Consider the following 1,296-nt stretch of genomic DNA (forward strand, 5'->3'; position numbering starts at 1 on the left):
GAAGGATTGATGTTCAAAGAACATCAATCCTTCCAAAACTCGCAATTCCCGTTTGTCGAATTTCCGGCGACTATCAGGTACACAACGATACGCCGGGATGCCATGCATCCCCATCTGGAGACATTCGATGCACCCCTCCGCTCATACCGCGTCCCCCGGACACTCGAAGAGCGCCGCCGTGCTGCGCGTCACGGCTGGCAACTTCCTGGAGCAGTTCGACTTCTTCCTGTTCGGCTTCTACGCGACACAGATCGCCGCTGTGTTTTTCCCTGCGGCCAGTGAATTTGCTTCGCTCATGATGACCTTCGCCGTCTTCGGCGCGGGCTTCCTGATGCGGCCGCTCGGCGCGGTCATTCTGGGCGCCTATATCGACGATGTCGGCCGCCGCAAGGGTCTCATCGTGACGCTCTCGATCATGGCGAGCGGCACCATCCTGATCGCGTTCGTGCCGGGCTACGCGACCATCGGCCTCTTCGCTCCGGCCCTCGTGCTGCTCGGCCGTCTGCTGCAGGGTTTCTCGGCGGGCGCGGAACTCGGTGGCGTGTCGGTGTATCTCGCGGAAATGGCCACTCCCGGCAAGAAAGGCTTCTTCACGAGCTGGCAATCCGCGAGCCAGCAGGTCGCCATCGTCGTTGCCGCGGCGCTCGGCTTCGCGCTCAATCAATGGCTCGACACGGCGGCCATCGCCGCGTGGGGATGGCGCGTGCCGTTTTTTGTCGGCTGCATGATCGTGCCGTTCATCTTCATTCTGCGACGTAATCTCGAAGAAACGCAGGAGTTCAAAAAGCGTCAGCATCGACCGACGATGGCCGAAGTCTTTCGCACGCTCGTACAAAACTGGAACGTCGTGATCGCAGGCGTGATGCTGGTCGCCATGACCACCACGAGCTTCTATCTGATCACCGTGTATGCACCGACCTTCGGCAAGACCGTGCTGCATCTCAGCACGGCCGACAGCCTGCTCGTCACGCTGTGCGTGGGCGTGTCGAACTTCATCTGGCTGCCGATCGGCGGGGCGCTGTCGGACCGCATCGGGCGCCGTCCGCTGCTGCTCTCGATGACCATTCTCGCGATCGTCACCGCCTATCCCGCTCTGTCGATGCTTGCGCACGCGCCGAGTTTCATCAACATGCTGCTCGTGCTGCTGTGGCTGTCGTTCATGTACGGCATGTACAACGGCGCGATGGTCGTCGCCCTGACGGAAGTGATGCCGGTCGAGGTGCGCGTGGCGGGTTTCTCTCTGGCATACAGTCTTGCCACGGCGGTGTTCGGCGGATTCACGCCCGCGATTTCGAC

1 protein-coding gene is annotated in these 1,296 nt (G+C 61.4%); it reads left to right on the plus strand.

The genetic code is table 11. The features are described 5' to 3' along the window. Positions 1-127 precede the first annotated feature (127 nt). Positions 128-1,296 (plus strand): MFS transporter (gene tcuC / locus AWB74_RS44635; RefSeq protein WP_061152813.1); only part of this gene is annotated, 1,169 nt, incomplete at its 3' end.

It is taken from the genome of Caballeronia arvi (assembly GCF_001544695.2).
GTDB lineage: Bacteria > Pseudomonadota > Gammaproteobacteria > Burkholderiales > Burkholderiaceae > Caballeronia > Caballeronia arvi.